Raw genomic sequence first — 15,064 nt, forward strand, 5'->3', positions numbered from 1 at the left:
AGTTATTGTACCGAATTCGTAATTCCATTTCAAATCACATCAGAATAACCATCTAAAAAAATAGGGTATAAAGATAATAATCCCAATCGCAACCGCAATAACAGCATAAATAAAAACAGCTCCTGCAGCTAAATCCTTTGCTTGTTTAGCAAGTGGGTGGTACTCCGCTGTAATCAAATCAACGACACGCTCTATTGCACTATTCATCAATTCTAAGGAGAAGATTCCACCTATTGCTAAAATGACAAATAACCATTCTAATTTATTGATTGAAAAAAATATCGAACACCCAATTACCACAATAGAAACCAATAAATGGATGCGCATATTTCTTTCTGTCCTAAGAGCTGTCTGAATCCCCGATAAGGCATAATAAAATGATTTCCATAAAGGAATACGTTTATCTTGTAAGTCCATAATCGTCTAAAATTTCCTTTTGTCTCGAAAACATTTTTTCTTCCTCTGCCTTTTCCATGTGATCATATCCCAGGAGATGGAGAAAACCATGGACAGATAAAAAGCCTAGTTCGCGAATAAAAGAATGTCCATATTCCTTTGCCTGTTCTTCTGCCTTTGGTATAGAAATGATGATATCACCCAAGACACGCGGGAGCTCAGCCCCTATCAACTGTATTTCTCCTTCACCAAGCTCTTCCATTGCGAAGGAAATAACATCCGTGGGGGCATCTTTATCTCTAAATTCTTGATTAATTTCGTGAATTCTTTCATTGGATACAAATGTAACAGAAACCTCGCTATTGTCTTCAACATTTTCTTTACCAGCAGCAAAATTTAACAGTTTCTCGATTTGTTCCATTTGCTCGGCAGACAGTTGATTTGTTTCGTCCACTAAATCAATCATCAACTTGTTCATACTTGTACCACCTTCTTCGTCATTTCTGGATATTCGATTCTCGAGTGGAAAATTCCCTTTAACGTTTCACAAAACGAATGGGACACCGTTTCTAGTTCTTTTAATGTTAAATCACATTCATTTAATTGCCCATCCTGAAGCCTGTCTGAAACAATCTTCTTAACGAGCGATTCGATTGTTTCAGGCGTAGGCTGGTTAAGGGATCTAACTGCAGCCTCTACGCTGTCAGCAATACCCACAATAGCTGATTCTTTCGTTTGTGCCTTTGGACCAGGATAACGGTAATCTTCTTCCTTTACCTCTTGTTCGCCTTGTACAGCCTTATGGTAAAAGAACTTCAATAAAGTATTCCCATGATGCTGTTCAGCGATATGGATGATTTCTTTTGGCAGGTTATATTTTTTTAATATTGCCGCCCCATCTGTTACGTGTGAAATAATAATATTTGCACTTTTATCAGGCGGCAGCCGGTCATGCGGGTTTTCACGGTGCATCTGATTTTCTATAAAAAAGTTTGGACGTTTTGTTTTCCCAATATCATGGTAATAACAGCCTACCCTTGCAAGCAGACCATTAGCTCCAATAGCTTCACAGGCTGCGTCCGCTAAATTAGCAACCATAACACTATGGTGATAGGTCCCAGGTGCTTCCATTAAGATTTTCCTCAGAAGTGGATGATTAGGGTTTGAAAGCTCAATCAACTTCATTGTAGAGAGAATTCCGAAGCTGGTTTCAAATAATGGTAATAATCCCATCGTCAAAACAGCGGAACCGATACCTGAAAAAATGGCTGTTAAGATATAATACCCATATTCCAATCCTGAAAATTGTCCATTCGGTAAAAACATAAGTGCCCAAATGGTAAAAAGATTTACTGCTGCTGCAAAGGAACCTGCTTGCAGAATTTTAGAGCGCTGATTTTGGTCACTTAAAAAGAGCAAAGCTGCAAGGGAACTAAACATTATATAAATCCCCACAGAAAAATTTAGCGTTCCAGAAACCCCTTCATTGAATAAAAGACTGCCAAAAATAGAAAAGATGATCGAAGAAAGAATCGCAAGTTTTTCATCAATTAATATCTTAATTAACATCCCGCCCATAGCGGCAGGGAATAAATAGCCAATTCCTGAATAGTTAAAAATTTGAAGCATGCTGACAATTTTCAAAATAAAAAACGTCAGTATAAAAATAATCCCAAACAAGAGCAGGTTGGTATGTTTCTTTTCCGGCTGCTCCTTCAATTGATAGAAATAGTAATAAAGTGACGAAAGAATAATTGAAATTAAGATAAATAAACCAATGAATGGTTTATAAGACTGTTTGTTGTCTAATAATCCTACTAGTTCTAACTGTCGAAATTCTTCCTGACGGATTAATTTACCCTCTTCAATAATAATTTGTCCCTGTAGGATTTTAACAGGCTCAACAGACTCTGCTTGTTGTTTACGCAGCTCTTCTGTAGCCTCTGGATCATAAAATTCATTTTGAATGACTGCATATCTGCCTAATTCTATGGCAGCATTTTTTAAGTCACTATTCAGGGTCGTAAATTTTAATTCTTCTTCCAGGCTTTTTTTTGCATTTTCTACATCATCTGCAGAAATCCGCTTGTTCATAACATTGTTAATGGCTGTTACCGTTAAGTCTTTTGCAATCGCTAATTCATCATCGCTGGCTTGTACAAGTGCAGTAAAAACTCGCTCTGATAAATCCTTGATTACACGATCTGTTAATTTCGCCTTTAACATGGTTACTTCTTCTTCAATAGTTGGCTGCAGTACATCTATAGGTTCTTCCTCTGCCGCAATCTGTTTTTTCCTTTCATCCTCTATTTCTTCATTTACTTCTGTACCTGAGTCAAATATGGATGATATCAAATCTACTTGATTAGATGAATATTCTTTTTTTAATGTATATACATCTTGAACTTGGTCTAATGCCTCTTGACGTTTTTTTTCTGTACTAATTTTATCCTCTACCGTTGCTGGGGATCGAATTGTTTTCTCAGCTACTGTTAATAGGCTTATATCGAGTTTTTCAGGCTTTACATGTCCATACATAGAGGTAAATAGAATGATTCCTAAAACAACAAACACTAATACTCTGAAAAAGGTATAATCTAGAAGCTTTTTTATTTGAATTAAGTATTGCTGTATTTTTTTCAACTAACTCCCCCCAAAAGCACCAAAAATAACCGTAGACAAGTATGTAAACACGCTTTATGTAAAATGATAACAGTTTTTCCCTCAAGTTTCACCCTCTAATAAATGATGGGCTATTTTTGCAAGCTATTTGTTATGAATATATGGCAAAAGGGATAAACCATTAGACGGTTTATCCCTTTATCCTTTGCTTTAGCCTTACAGCGGCTTCTTTTCGTATGCCTCGACAATCCTGCCGACAAGCGGGTGACGAACAACATCGCTTTGATTTAAGAAAACAAAAGAGATTCCATTTACATCTTGCAAGATTTTTTCTGCTGCAATTAGCCCTGACTTTGCACCTTTAGGTAAATCGATTTGCGTTTGGTCACCAGTTATAACCATTTTTGAACCGAAACCAAGCCTTGTCAGGAACATCTTCATTTGAGCATGAGTGGTATTTTGAGCCTCATCTAATATAACAAAGGCATCATCTAATGTCCGGCCCCTCATATAGGCTAACGGCGCAATTTCAATGGTTCCACGTTCTATTAACCTTTGAGTATGTTCGGCACCTAAAACGTCATTCAGTGCATCATATAGAGGTCGTAAATACGGATCGACCTTTTCTTTTAAATCACCAGGTAAAAATCCAAGACTTTCACCAGCTTCTACCGCAGGTCTTGTTAGAATGATTTTATTTACCTGACCATTCTTCAATGCATTTACTGCCATTACTACAGCTAAATACGTTTTGCCGGTACCCGCTGGGCCAATTCCAAATACAAGATCATTTTGTCTGATAGCCATTATATATTGTCTTTGCCCTAGCGTCTTAATTCGAATACTCTTTCCTTTAACATTTTTTGCTATTTCCTCATCATAAAGATTGTCAAAGTAATCAAGTGTGCCTTTTTGAGCCATTTGGATGGCTGACAAAACATCCCTTTGGCTAATGGTTACACCCTTTCTAATAACAAAAATTAGCTTATCTAGAATCTGACTAGCAAGCATCACTCTTTCTTCATCTCCAGAAAGACTGACAGATTCTCCGCGTGTGACAATCGATACTTCAAGCTCTTCTTCGATTATTTTTAAATTTGCATCCGCATTGCCAATCAGGGCAATCGCTTCTGTTGGATTTTCTAATTGTACATTTATTGTTTTTAACTTTACTGTCATTCAGGAGTCTCCTTGGGTATTGGTTGTCCAACCGCAATATTTTCGATAATTTTAAAGTGGATATCTAGGATAACTTTACCATTTTTAAACTCTTTGTGTAAAATTTTTTCATCTTTTATTATAGCTTCCTCATCTAATCCACTTTTTATTTTATTTTTTGCTAAATCAATTGCATTTTTTTCGGCTTCTTTTTCCGTATACGTGCGGTTTGTTTCTTCTCGTGCTCTTAATGTTTCATTTCCAATCGAGATAGGCAGCTCCCATTTTAGGAAATGAATTTTATTCACATTCTTTTCCGCTTCAAATTCCTGAAAATCCGGCTCGCCAAATCCCCAAATAGGGATCTCTAGATTTCCTAAGATTAAAGAAAGTTTTTGCTTTTCCTGACCGTTGAATACAAAGAATTTTGTATCTAACGGCAATTCTACATGGCTTTTATACCACGTTTCCCCCCAAACCTCTCCAATTGCTGCAACTTGCTGCGTTTGACCTTCTTTTCCAATTATACCGGATACTAACAATTGTCCAGCTTCAACATGGTCATGTATATCAACCATTTTTTGTCCAGTTTCAACATACATAGAATCAATAACAGCCTTCTTTTTTGCAACCAGATTTCTTGGTGCAAGTTGTTCCGGCTTTTCGGGTTCCTTTTTCTCTACCACTTGAAGATGATAGGTTGTCCCCTTTAATTCCACACCTACCCAAGTAAGGTTACCAACATTATTAGTCAATTTCCTTTGAATCCCTTCTACGTTATCCACAAAAAATTGGACTTTACCAATTTTTACTCCCATCTTGTCCAATTCTTTGCGAATCTGATACTCCGTTGCAGGTTTAGCTCCCTTAATTTCAATTCCCCAAATGACATTTGATAAAAACATAATAATTACGAGGAAAAGAATAGCTCCACCAACAAACCCACTATTTTTCAATAATCGCTTAAATAAAAAAGGCATCCCTGCCCTCTTTAAGAATTTGATGGAGCATTCTTTTTCTCTTGCATAATGTCGGATTTTCAAAGCATCACTGAGCCTCATTGTAAAAGTAATCGTTTCAGTCCCATGTCGTTTTACATTCCAAATCATCAGGCCGTTCCTAGTAAGAACATTTAAAAATCTTTCTATTCCTCTTCCCGAAACTTTAACCGTTACTTTGCCAGAAAAAAATTCGATCCATTGGTTTTTCATTTTGCTCCTCCTGGATTTTCATTTATATAAATGACCTGATCAATTTTCCCCTCAAGTAAAATCTCTTCAGGCAATATGGTTTTAATCACGAAAGAATTCCCTTTTATTTGCAATTGACCCTGCTTTAACAACAGACGCAATTCTTTTTCTGTAAAAGTAATCAATCCTCTATGGTTCTCAATGTATATATGGATTTGCCCAATCATCGTAATCCGGGGTAAATCCATCATGACATCTTGAGGAAGATCCATTTTTTGTGCCATCCAGTTCCGGACACGCAGGCCCCATTTTTTTGCCATAAAAAAAGAACCCCCTTTCATCTCATAATATGAAATGAAAGGGGGTTCTAGCACACCTTTTTCTATTGAATAAGAAGGCTTTCAAAATGAATTTTTTAGCTTTTTCTCGGGAAGTATGGCTTTTTCGCTCGTGGTTCACCTAGAATCTCAGCCCAAATAATCCCATTGATAATCGTTTTTTCGTCTGGTTTTTCAAATGGGATGTCGTCAGATACCTCTTCGATTCTGACAACTTTACTTGGCTGTAGCTGCTTTACTTGGCTTTTCGTGACAACTGGATTCTGCTTTATCTCTTGATATTTCTCCTCCATACTTTGCAAATCCGTTACCTTATTCGCAGGCTGGCCAGTAGAGATTTGTCCTTTGTTTCTTGGAACGCCCATCATTTGTTGTTCAACCTTTGTACGAAAATCATCAAATCCTTTTGCAGGAAGGGATTTTGTTCTTCTTCCAGAATTACTTTTACCCTTCGCTTTACCAAAGATTGATGAGAGAATTCCAGCAATAATTAAAAATAAAATGGTTTCCATATCCACCCTCCTTCTTTAGGAAAAATTGGTGGTTTATTTGTCGTCTTTTTTATCACCAGTCATCTTGCCGATAGATCCGCGCATATCTGTATCAGCAGAAATATTTTTATAATTCATATATTCCATGACACTTATATTACCGGATTTTAATGCTTCTGCCATAGCCAGCGGCACCTCTGCCTCTGCCTCTACAACCTTTGCTCTCATTTCCTCTACTTTTGCCTTCATTTCCTGCTCAGTAGCGACAGCCATCGCCCTGCGCTCTTCTGCTTTTGCCTGAGCAATTTTCTTATCGGCTTCTGCCTGCTCCGTTTGCAGCTCAGCACCAATATTTCTGCCTAAATCAACATCGGCAATATCAATCGAAAGAATTTCAAAAGCGGTACCAGAATCTAATCCTTTTGCTAAGACTGTTTGCGAAATCAGTTCTGGACTCTCGAGCACTTTACTATGGTCGAGCGAGGAACCAATCGTCGATATGACCCCTTCACCTACACGTGCTACGACAGTATCTTCACCCGCGCCACCGACAAGACGGTCGATATTAGCACGTACGGTAATTCTCGCTTTTGCTTTTACTTCGATTCCGTTCATGGCAACACCTGCGATGAATGGGGTTTCGATTACTTTTGGATTTACACTCATCTGAACAGCTTCTAAGACATCACGCCCTGCAAGGTCAATTGCGGCACAACGTTCGAATGATAACTCAATGTTTGCACGGTGTGCAGCGATTAAAGCATTCACCACTCTATCTACATTTCCACCTGCCAGGTAGTGACTTTCGAGCTGATTTGTTGTTACGTTTAATCCTGCCTTATGCGCTTTAATAAGCGGATTGACTACTCTGCTTGGTGTAACCCGTCTAAGTCTCATCCCTACTAATGTAAAGATACTAATTCGAACTCCTGCAGCAAGAGCAGAAACCCAAAGCATTACCGGAACAAAGGATAATAATATTCCAAGAAAAATTAGAGCCACAACGATAATACCAATCATAAATAAAGTTCCACTTGTTAATTCCACAGCACTTACCCCCTTGTTAGTCTTTCATTATACTTTCCTAACTACAATACGTACCCCTTCAACCTTAATAACGGTGATTTTTGCATTCTGATCAATGAAGTCACCTTCAGTCACAACATCAATTCTTTCATTATTTATAACTGCTGTTCCTGATGGCCGTAATACTGTCAATGCGATTCCTTCTTTTCCTACTAAATCTGTACGGTTCACATTAGACACATAGCCATCCTCTTTTTTTGCAGAATCAAATAGTATCATTCGATTAAATAAAACCATTTTCTTGCCTAGGATCTTAATCATAAATAATAGGACAGCAATTGAAATACAAATAGCAATGAAAATGGATATTCCCATATTCAATGGATTTTCTCCTGCTATGAAAAGACTTGCGATTAATGCTGCCAATCCTAGTGTTCCTGAAATGGCCCCTGGAAGAAAAAATTCTAAGAAAATTAGCATGATTCCTACAGCAAATAACATGATCGTTCCAAAACCAGCAAGACCAGCTTGAAAATGTCCATAAAAGAAAAGAAGTAATGCAAATAAACCTATGAATCCTGATATTCCAAACTTTGACGAAAACAGCTCATAGACAATAGCTGCCCCTGCAATCGTTAATAGCAGCGTTACAACGACTGGGTTTGTTAAAAACTCAACCATAATTATCCTCCCTTCATGTCGACACTATGTATACGTTTTATATCCAAATAAGTTTCAAATTTCCAAAATGAAAAACCGCAAGCTATACGCTCGCGGCTTTGGTTGTCAGAATAATTATGAAAGGTGTTGTTGTACGTATTTATTTACAAGTGACCCGTCTGCTTTACCCTTTACTTTAGGCATAATCGCAGCCATCACTTTTCCCATATCCGCTTTTGATTTTGCACCGACTTCAGAGACTGTTTCTTTAACAATTTCTGACAACTCTTCTTCGGAAAGCTGCTTCGGTAAATACAGTTCGACGATAGCCAACTCTGCACGCAATTTATCAACAAGGTCTTGACGACCTGCTTTATCAAATTCATGGAGGGATTCTTTGCGTTGCTTCACTTCGCGAGAAAGGATAGTTAACTCTACTTCTTCGGAAAGGTCTTTTGTTCCAAGCTTAATCGCTTCATTTTGCAATGAAGCTTTTACCATCCGAATCGTTATGAGTTTGTCTTTTTCCTTATTTTTCATCGCTTGTTTCATGTCACTATTTAAACGCTCGAGAAGACTCATTAATTACACCCTCTCTTAGAACTTACGTTTTCTTGCTGCTTCAGACTTTTTCTTACGCTTTACACTTGGCTTTTCGTAGAATTCGCGCTTTCTTGCCTCTTGCAAAGTACCAGTTTTTGATACTGTACGTTTGAAGCGACGAAGAGCATCTTCAAGCGATTCGTTTTTCTTAACGACGGTTTTAGACATTCTCTTTCCCTCCCTCCGAAACACAACACACTTACATTCAATCCATGTACCTTGCAATTATAATATATCATAGAAATTAGGTCAACTGTATTTCCAGAGTTGAATCAAGCTTTTGATATTTTTATTCATAAATCCACAATTTATTGAACAACCCACCATAAATTTGGCATGTCCTCCTCCCTCAGGCATAGAATTAAGTGAGGGGTGAAGACATGCTATACCTAGTATTATTTATTTTATTTATCTTATTATTTATATTCGGCATGACTATAATAAGGTTTGGATTATTTAATTTATCGGGGAATAAGTTAAAAGGATGGCTGACAAAACTCACAAGTACACCACTAAAAGGTATGGTGACAGGCACCTTTGTTACTGCTTTATTACAGAGCAGTTCAGCCGTCATGGTCATAACGATTGGCTTAATTTCAGCAAAAATCATGACTTTTCCTCAATCTATTGGGATTATTTTGGGTACAAATATCGGTACAACCTTTAAAACAGAGCTAATTACTTTCAATCTTGATAAAATTCTTGTACCACTCGCTATAATTGGAGCCTTACTTACCTTTTTTAAACCTATAAAGATTAGAAGCATTGGTATGGTCACCTTTGGAATCGCCTCAGTATTTACATCAATGAAAGGTTTTGAGCTTCTGGCTCGTCCATTAACTGAACTCCCATTTATCAATAATTTTATCCTCTCCATTAACGACAATATCATTTTAAGTATTTTAACTGGAGCAGTTATAACTGCCATTATTCAATCTAGTACAGCTATGACCGGAATCACCATGGGTTTTTTAACTGCAGGGCTGCTTCATCTTGATGCAGGAATTGCGATTGTGTTTGGGGCCAATATCGGGACATGTATCACTGCAATGATTGCTTCGATTGGAGGCGGGAAAGAGTCAAGATTAGCTGCCTTTGCACACGTTTGGCTCAATGTAGCTGGCGTTTTACTCTTTACTCCTTTTATACCCGCTTTGTCCGAGAATGCGCATTTATTAGCGGATGAAAAAATGATTCAACTAGCACATATTAGTGTTATATTTAACGTCGTTTCATCCATTATGGTCCTGCCTTTTGCAACAAAATTTGGTGAAATGATCCTGAAGGTTCATGGTGAAAAAACAAAATAAAGCACAAAAAAGACGGCCATGGCCGTCTTTTTTAGTAATCCGAAGTAACCGTCAAGCCTTGAAGAATGGCAATTCCTGCACTTGCGCCAATTCTCGTTGCTCCTGCTTGAATCATTTTTTCGGTATCTGCTGTATTACGTACCCCTCCGGAGGCTTTAACTCCAATATCAGGTCCAACCGTTTCTCTCATCAGCTTAATATCTTCAACCGTAGCACCGCCTGTCGAGAACCCAGTCGATGTCTTAACATAGTCTGTTCCTGCCTTAACTGCAAGCTCGCAGGCGTGAATTTTTTCTTCCCTTGAAAGCAAGCTTGCTTCAATGATAACCTTTGTTAATGCTTTACCCTTTGCAGCTTCAACAACTGCCCGGATATCTTTTTCCACTAACTCATAATTATTATCCTTCAAAGCACCGATATTGATTACCATGTCAACTTCGTCCGCACCATTCTCTATTGCATTTTTTGTCTCAAATGCCTTGGTTTCCGGAGTTGTCGCACCGAGTGGAAACCCAATAACAGTACAAACCTTAACGCCACTTCCACTTAATAAATCTCTCGCAGTACTAACCCAAGTGGGATTTACACAAACGGAAAAAAATTTATGCTCCTTAGCTTCTTGGCAAAGGGTCTCAATTTGTTGACGTGTAGCGTCCGCTTTTAACAATGTATGGTCAATCATCGAAGCAACATTGGCAGTAGCCATTTTACTAGCCCCATTTCTATAAAGAATTTGATACTAACATTAGAATACCCAAATCAATAAAAAAAAAAGAACCTAAATAGGTCCTTAAATGGCAGCTTCTTCTTCCGTAAATACTTCAAGTTTTACTCGTTCATCTTCAACAATTCGGACAAATTGTCCCTCATTGTATGGATACCCAGCTTTTGAAATCTTCACTTTAACAAGTTTACCTATCATTTCTTCTGTTGCAGGGAATACCACTTTCAAATAATTATCTGTGTATCCTACATACAGTCCCTCTCTGAACTCTTCTTCGGGAATTACTTCTAATACATCATTTTCAAATTGTGATGCATATTCCTTAGCTAATTGATCAGAAAGGGCAATTAAGCGGTGAACTCGCTCATTTTTAACTTCTTCGTCCACTTGATCATCCATTCTGGCAGCAGGTGTTCCTGTACGCTTAGAATAAGGGAAGACATGTAGTTCAGAAAATTTATGTTCATTAATAAAATTATATGTTTCCATAAATTCTTCTTCAGTTTCACCAGGAAAACCGACAATTACGTCTGATGTAACAGCAAGACCAGGAAGTACTTCTTTTAGGCGGTCTAATCTTTCGCCAAAGAATTCCATCGTATATTTACGACGCATTCTTTTTAAGACTGTATTTGAACCGGATTGAATTGGGATATGCAAATGACGAACAATAATATTTGAGTGTTTAATTACTTCAATTACTTCATCACTGATTTGACTTGCTTCAATAGAAGAAATTCGGAGACGTGCAAGTCCCTTTACTTGGGCTTCTAAATCACGAAGCAGCAAGGCTAGGTTGTAATCCTTCATATCCTCGCCATATCCGCCTGTATGAATCCCGGTTAACACAATTTCTTTGTAACCCGCATCCACAAGCTGCTGTGCTTGACGAATGACTTCCTTTGGATCACGTGATCTCATTAGCCCGCGTGCCCATGGGATAATACAAAAAGTACAGAAGTTGTTACAACCTTCTTGTATTTTCAATGAAGCACGTGTACGATCGGTAAATGCAGGAACATCAAGCTCTTCATAGACACGATTTTTCATGATATTACCAACACCATTTATTGGCTGGCGTTCTGTCTTATACTGTTCAATATATTCAAGCATTTTCACTCGATCCTGAGTTCCAACTACGATATCAACACCAGGTATTGCCATAATTTCTGCAGGTGATGTTTGCGCATAACATCCTGTCACACAAATTACTGCATCGGGATTTTTGCGGACTGCACGGCGAATTACTTGGCGGCTTTTTTTATCGCCTGTATTTGTAACCGTACAAGTATTAATTATATATACATCAGAGATTGATTCAAAATCAACTCGATCATAGCCTTCTTGCTTGAACAATTGCCAGATAGCTTCAGTCTCATAGTGATTCACTTTACATCCAAGTGTATGAAAAGCGACTGTTGGCATTGTATTCATCTCCTCATTAATTCAAAATGGTAGGAAATCGCCGCTAAAGCATAGAGTGGCGCAGTTTCCGTTCTTAATATTCGCGGACCTAAGCCGCAAAGAGTAAAGTCATTTTCTTGTAAAACGTTAACTTCTTCTTCAGCTAGTCCACCCTCAGGACCAAATACCAAAAGCAGCGATTCCCCTGGCTTCATTTTTTGTAAGGTTGCAAAAAAAATAGATGTTTCCCCACTTCTACTTTCTTCTTCAAATGCAACTAATTTATAATGAAAATTTTTGCTTTTCTCAATCAAAGCTTTAAAATTCATTGGGCTGCTAATTTCAGGGACATATGCACGATGGGATTGCTCCGCTGCTTCTTTGGCAATTTTTTGCCATCTATCTACTTTTTTACCGGCTTTTTTATCATCCCATTTTACGACTGAACGACGGGCAGCAAAAGGAATAAATTCACCGGCACCAAGTTCCGTGCCTTTTTGAATAATCCATTCAAGTTTGTCCCCTTTTGGAAGTCCGCTAGCAATCGTAATTGAAATAGGAAGCTCTGACTTCTCATCTTTCCATTGTACAACGTCTGCAACGACTTGTTCATCGGTAATTTTTGCAATTTCACAAACTGCTGCATCCCCGTTTGGATCAACACAAATAATTTTGTCCCCGATTTCCATACGCATAACCTTTGTAATATGGTGACGGTCATCACCATCAATCACAAAACTATTTTCATTTGCTCGTTGTTTAACAAAGTATCGTTGCACACGATGCACCCCTCTAAAACATTTTACTCTTCATTGTACTGTATTAAATTTCACTTTTAAAGAAGTGAAATAGAAAAAAGGGGCATTATCCCCTTTTTTAAGCATTATACCCTCTTGGCAATAATCGCAACCCAATCTTCCATTAAGATGGTTTCCATGATCTCAAATCCGGACTGAATGAGTCCTTCTTTTACTTGATCTTTCTTCTGCTGAATAATACCTGAGGCAATAAAAGTCCCTCCAGGTTTAACAACACGTGCTACATCATCTGTAAAACGTAGAATAACTTCGGCTAAAATATTGGCAACGACAACGTCAGCACAGTTCTCTTCTACACCATCTAATAGATTATTTTGCGAAGTGGTTACTTTGCCGCTTACCTTATTAAGCTTTATGTTGAGTCGCGCTGAAGTGACAGCAACCTCATCTAAATCAAAGGCACGAACATCTTCTGCGCCTAACATGGCAGCAGCAATACTAAGAACTCCAGAGCCAGTACCGACATCAATTACCCTGTCACCCGGCGTGACAGACCTTTCTAATGCTTGGATACACATGACCGTAGTCGGATGCGTTCCAGTTCCGAAGGCCATTCCAGGATCTAGTTCAATGATTAATTCATCACTGCTGACTGGAGTGTATATCTCCCAAGTTGGAACGATCGTAAACTTCTCTGAAATTTTAACTGGATGATAATATTTCTTCCATGCTGTAGCCCATTCTTCTTCATTCACTTCACTAATGGTTACTTTATTTATTCCAATATCGATATTGTGGATGATCAGATTATTAATGGATTCTTTAATTGCATCTACAGTTTCACCTAGAAAGCTGTTAACTGGTAAATACGCTTTAACGATAACTCCTTCTTCAGGGTAATCATCTGGATTGAGTTGGTAGATTTCCCCGAACTGATCTTGCCTTTCCTTTGTTAGTTCAAAAGGATCTTCAATAACTACACCGCTGGCACCGGCCTCGTGTAAAATATGTGATATTGGTTCAATCGCTTCGTTCGTAGTGTGAATACTAAATTCAGACCACTTCATTCTACCAACTCCAATCATTACTCACCTTTAAAGGCTCGTTTTACTTTTGAGAAAAAACCCTCTTCATGTTCACCAATTGGTGAATTTCCACTAAGTTCAGCAAATTCCCGAAGAAGCTGCTTTTGTTTATCCGTTAACTTAGTCGGAGTAATAATACGGACGATTATGTGCTGATCCCCTGTTCCATATCCGCGTACATTCGGAATCCCCTTACCTTTGAGTCGGAATTTTGTTCCTGTCTGCGTACCAGATGGGACCTTAACTTTTACTTTGCCATGCAAGGTTGGGACTTCGATTTCATCTCCGAGCGATGCTTGAACAAAGGTGATAGGCATTTCACAATAAACATCGTCGCCATCTCTTTCAAAAAACTCATGCTCTCTTACGTGGAAAACAATGTAAAGATCACCTGATGGACCCCCGTTTATACCAGCCTCACCTTGTCCTGAAATCCTTAACTGTTGTCCATCGTCAATACCTGCAGGAATTTTCACATGAATCTTTTTGCGTTTCTTCACCTTACCATTACCGCCACAGGTTGCACATTTATGCTTAATTTCTTTTCCTGTGCCATTACAATGGTGACAAATACGGCGATTAACCACTCTGCCAAAAGGCGTATTTTGTTCAATATTTAACTGTCCTGTTCCATGACAGTGTTGACATGTTTCAGGCTTTGTTCCCTTTTTAGCACCCGACCCGCTGCATGTACTGCAGGTTTCTTCACGCGGAATTTCAATATCTGTTTCTTTTCCAAATGCTGCTTCCTCAAACGTAATTGTCATCGTGTACTGTAAGTCAGCACCTTGTCTAGGGGCATTAGGGTCGCGCCTGCGTGACCCGCCGCCGCCTCCAAAGAAAGTATTGAAAATATCCTCAAATCCTCCAAAACCGCCGCCAAAATCAGCGCCGCCTCCAAAGCCTTGATTTGGATCCGTATGACCGAATTGATCATAGTGTGCCTTTTTTTGATCATCGCTTAAAACCTCATAAGCTTCAGCGATTTCTTTAAATTTATCTGCAGCATCAGGCTCTTTGTTAATATCTGGATGATATTGTTTTGAGAGCTTTCGATATGCTTTTTTTATCTCATCCTTAGAAGCACTCTTACTAACACCAAGCACCTCATAGTAATCTCGTTTACTCATGATTACCACTCCCGAATCTTTCACATAAAGATTATTCTAACACAATAAAAACACAAATTACAAAGAAAAAGTCAAAGCCGATGCTGACTTTGACTTTTTCATCAGTTAGTAAGTCTATTATTGTCCAGCTCCAGCGCCTAGGAAAAATTGAACTGCAATTTCCCCTGAA

At 38.3% G+C, this 15,064-nt stretch carries 17 protein-coding genes; 1 reads left to right on the forward strand and 16 read right to left on the reverse strand.

Annotation, left to right across the window (positions count from 1 at the left end; all coding sequences use genetic code 11):
* Window positions 1-39: 39 nt before the first annotated feature.
* The 11 genes from QNH48_RS22740 to rpsU all read right to left on the reverse strand — a co-directional run bounded on the left by QNH48_RS22740 (window position 40) and on the right by rpsU (window position 8,652).
* Complete coding sequence (locus tag QNH48_RS22740) at window positions 40-417, reverse strand: diacylglycerol kinase family protein (protein ID WP_283952111.1); 378 nt, start codon at window positions 415-417, stop codon at window positions 40-42.
* A complete protein-coding gene (gene ybeY / locus QNH48_RS22745; RefSeq protein WP_283952112.1) occupies window positions 401-874 on the reverse strand; it encodes an rRNA maturation RNase YbeY in 474 nt (157 codons plus the stop codon). The genes QNH48_RS22740 and ybeY overlap by 17 nt, the downstream gene beginning before the upstream one ends.
* Complete coding sequence (locus QNH48_RS22750) at window positions 871-3,039, reverse strand: HD family phosphohydrolase (protein ID WP_283952113.1); 2,169 nt, start codon at window positions 3,037-3,039, stop codon at window positions 871-873. Before QNH48_RS22750 ends, ybeY begins: the two co-directional genes overlap by 4 nt.
* Before the next feature lie 195 nt (window positions 3,040-3,234).
* Window positions 3,235-4,197: a PhoH family protein gene (locus QNH48_RS22755; RefSeq protein WP_095247045.1), complete on the reverse strand. Its 963-nt coding sequence runs from the start codon at window positions 4,195-4,197 to the stop codon at window positions 3,235-3,237.
* Window positions 4,194-5,387, reverse strand: coding sequence for a sporulation protein YqfD (gene yqfD, locus QNH48_RS22760; RefSeq protein ID WP_283952114.1), 1,194 nt, complete (start codon window positions 5,385-5,387; stop codon window positions 4,194-4,196). The genes QNH48_RS22755 and yqfD overlap by 4 nt, the downstream gene beginning before the upstream one ends.
* Window positions 5,384-5,686 carry a sporulation protein YqfC gene (gene yqfC, locus QNH48_RS22765; RefSeq protein WP_095247043.1) on the reverse strand — a complete coding sequence of 101 codons (303 nt, stop codon included), beginning with the start codon at window positions 5,684-5,686 and terminating at the stop codon, window positions 5,384-5,386. Before yqfC ends, yqfD begins: the two co-directional genes overlap by 4 nt.
* Before the next feature lie 95 nt (window positions 5,687-5,781).
* Complete coding sequence (locus QNH48_RS22770; protein WP_283952115.1) at window positions 5,782-6,216, reverse strand: YqfB family membrane protein; 435 nt, start codon at window positions 6,214-6,216, stop codon at window positions 5,782-5,784.
* 33 nt (window positions 6,217-6,249) lie between these two features.
* Complete coding sequence (floA, locus tag QNH48_RS22775; RefSeq protein WP_133367663.1) at window positions 6,250-7,215, reverse strand: flotillin-like protein FloA; 966 nt, start codon at window positions 7,213-7,215, stop codon at window positions 6,250-6,252.
* 54 nt (window positions 7,216-7,269) lie between these two features.
* Window positions 7,270-7,902 (reverse strand): NfeD family protein, encoded by a 633-nt coding sequence (locus QNH48_RS22780; protein ID WP_283952116.1) that lies wholly within the window; start codon window positions 7,900-7,902, stop codon window positions 7,270-7,272.
* 114 nt (window positions 7,903-8,016) lie between these two features.
* Window positions 8,017-8,463 (reverse strand): GatB/YqeY domain-containing protein, encoded by a 447-nt coding sequence (locus tag QNH48_RS22785; protein WP_283952117.1) that lies wholly within the window; start codon window positions 8,461-8,463, stop codon window positions 8,017-8,019.
* Window positions 8,464-8,478: 15 nt separating this feature from the next.
* Window positions 8,479-8,652: a 30S ribosomal protein S21 gene (gene rpsU, locus QNH48_RS22790; protein WP_075686208.1), complete on the reverse strand. Its 174-nt coding sequence runs from the start codon at window positions 8,650-8,652 to the stop codon at window positions 8,479-8,481.
* A 212-nt stretch (window positions 8,653-8,864) separates the two neighbouring features.
* Here rpsU and QNH48_RS22795 point away from each other — a divergent pair, with 212 nt between their 5' ends.
* Window positions 8,865-9,794: a Na/Pi symporter gene (locus tag QNH48_RS22795; protein ID WP_283952118.1), complete on the forward strand. Its 930-nt coding sequence runs from the start codon at window positions 8,865-8,867 to the stop codon at window positions 9,792-9,794.
* 31 nt (window positions 9,795-9,825) lie between these two features.
* Here the strand turns inward: QNH48_RS22795 and deoC are convergent, their stop codons facing one another.
* The 5 genes from deoC to dnaJ all read right to left on the reverse strand — a co-directional run bounded on the left by deoC (window position 9,826) and on the right by dnaJ (window position 14,895).
* Window positions 9,826-10,500 carry a deoxyribose-phosphate aldolase gene (gene deoC / locus QNH48_RS22800; protein ID WP_283952119.1) on the reverse strand — a complete coding sequence of 225 codons (675 nt, stop codon included), beginning with the start codon at window positions 10,498-10,500 and terminating at the stop codon, window positions 9,826-9,828.
* Window positions 10,501-10,584: 84 nt separating this feature from the next.
* Window positions 10,585-11,943, reverse strand: a complete 1,359-nt coding sequence (gene mtaB / locus QNH48_RS22805) for a tRNA (N(6)-L-threonylcarbamoyladenosine(37)-C(2))-methylthiotransferase MtaB (RefSeq protein WP_283952120.1) — start codon at window positions 11,941-11,943, stop codon at window positions 10,585-10,587.
* A gap of 5 nt (window positions 11,944-11,948) precedes the next feature.
* Window positions 11,949-12,701, reverse strand: coding sequence for a 16S rRNA (uracil(1498)-N(3))-methyltransferase (locus QNH48_RS22810; protein WP_283952121.1), 753 nt, complete (start codon window positions 12,699-12,701; stop codon window positions 11,949-11,951).
* A gap of 104 nt (window positions 12,702-12,805) precedes the next feature.
* On the reverse strand, window positions 12,806-13,747 hold the full coding sequence (prmA, locus tag QNH48_RS22815) for a 50S ribosomal protein L11 methyltransferase (protein ID WP_283952122.1): 942 nt from the start codon (window positions 13,745-13,747) through the stop codon (window positions 12,806-12,808).
* A gap of 17 nt (window positions 13,748-13,764) precedes the next feature.
* Window positions 13,765-14,895: a molecular chaperone DnaJ gene (gene dnaJ, locus QNH48_RS22820; protein ID WP_283952123.1), complete on the reverse strand. Its 1,131-nt coding sequence runs from the start codon at window positions 14,893-14,895 to the stop codon at window positions 13,765-13,767.
* Between the last annotated feature and the right edge of the window lie 169 nt (window positions 14,896-15,064).

This window comes from Neobacillus sp. YX16, assembly GCF_030123505.1.
Lineage (GTDB): Bacteria > Bacillota > Bacilli > Bacillales > Cytobacillaceae > Neobacillus.

What these genes read in the sequence shown, in the direction of transcription:
- QNH48_RS22740 (WP_283952111.1), bottom strand. Translation starts at nt 417, where the DNA reads ATGGACTTACAAGATAAACGTATTCCTTTATGGAAATCATTTTATTAT.
- ybeY (WP_283952112.1), bottom strand. Translation starts at nt 874, where the DNA reads ATGAACAAGTTGATGATTGATTTAGTGGACGAAACAAATCAACTGTCT.
- QNH48_RS22755 (WP_095247045.1), bottom strand. Translation starts at nt 4,197, where the DNA reads ATGACAGTAAAGTTAAAAACAATAAATGTACAATTAGAAAATCCAACA.
- yqfD (WP_283952114.1), bottom strand. Translation starts at nt 5,387, where the DNA reads ATGAAAAACCAATGGATCGAATTTTTTTCTGGCAAAGTAACGGTTAAA.
- yqfC (WP_095247043.1), bottom strand. Translation starts at nt 5,686, where the DNA reads ATGGCAAAAAAATGGGGCCTGCGTGTCCGGAACTGGATGGCACAAAAA.
- QNH48_RS22770 (WP_283952115.1), bottom strand. Translation starts at nt 6,216, where the DNA reads ATGGAAACCATTTTATTTTTAATTATTGCTGGAATTCTCTCATCAATC.
- floA (WP_133367663.1), bottom strand. Translation starts at nt 7,215, where the DNA reads ATGATTGGTATTATCGTTGTGGCTCTAATTTTTCTTGGAATATTATTA.
- QNH48_RS22780 (WP_283952116.1), bottom strand. Translation starts at nt 7,902, where the DNA reads ATGGTTGAGTTTTTAACAAACCCAGTCGTTGTAACGCTGCTATTAACG.
- QNH48_RS22785 (WP_283952117.1), bottom strand. Translation starts at nt 8,463, where the DNA reads ATGAGTCTTCTCGAGCGTTTAAATAGTGACATGAAACAAGCGATGAAA.
- rpsU (WP_075686208.1), bottom strand. Translation starts at nt 8,652, where the DNA reads ATGTCTAAAACCGTCGTTAAGAAAAACGAATCGCTTGAAGATGCTCTT.
- QNH48_RS22795 (WP_283952118.1), top strand. Translation starts at nt 8,865, where the DNA reads ATGCTATACCTAGTATTATTTATTTTATTTATCTTATTATTTATATTC.
- deoC (WP_283952119.1), bottom strand. Translation starts at nt 10,500, where the DNA reads ATGGCTACTGCCAATGTTGCTTCGATGATTGACCATACATTGTTAAAA.
- mtaB (WP_283952120.1), bottom strand. Translation starts at nt 11,943, where the DNA reads ATGCCAACAGTCGCTTTTCATACACTTGGATGTAAAGTGAATCACTAT.
- prmA (WP_283952122.1), bottom strand. Translation starts at nt 13,747, where the DNA reads ATGAAGTGGTCTGAATTTAGTATTCACACTACGAACGAAGCGATTGAA.
- dnaJ (WP_283952123.1), bottom strand. Translation starts at nt 14,895, where the DNA reads ATGAGTAAACGAGATTACTATGAGGTGCTTGGTGTTAGTAAGAGTGCT.